Raw genomic sequence first — 316 nt, 5'->3', positions numbered from 1 at the left:
CGTGAAATCACAGATGAGTGGTTAGATATTTATAATTATGAGCGACCTCATGATTCACTAGGTGATATGACACCGATTGGTTACCTTGAGGCTGCATAGAATTCTACGAAATAGCTGTACTAAAAGTGCTCTTACTCGGTCTTTCAAGTTTATACTGCTTTGTCAGATAAATTTACTTGGTCACATAGAACAACTATGCTCCCGTCGATAAATTTCTCTGCCGCATTGTCTAAACTCGAAATCCGCGTCGTAATAGAAAAAGGTCGGCTATTGCTTTGTTTTTCTATAACACATTGCGTTGTCAATCAAAGACTGA

At 38.3% G+C, this 316-nt stretch carries 1 protein-coding gene; it reads left to right on the top strand.

The annotated features are described in order from the left end of the window. A partial coding sequence (locus CEX98_RS23675; protein WP_143484404.1) for an integrase core domain-containing protein occupies window positions 1-99 on the top strand: 99 nt, incomplete at its 5' end. Window positions 100-316 lie beyond the last annotated feature (217 nt).

It is taken from the genome of Pseudoalteromonas piscicida, from assembly GCF_002744175.1.
GTDB classification, from domain to species: domain Bacteria; phylum Pseudomonadota; class Gammaproteobacteria; order Enterobacterales; family Alteromonadaceae; genus Pseudoalteromonas; species Pseudoalteromonas piscicida_B.
This window is presented reverse-complemented; position numbering and strand designations above follow the sequence as displayed.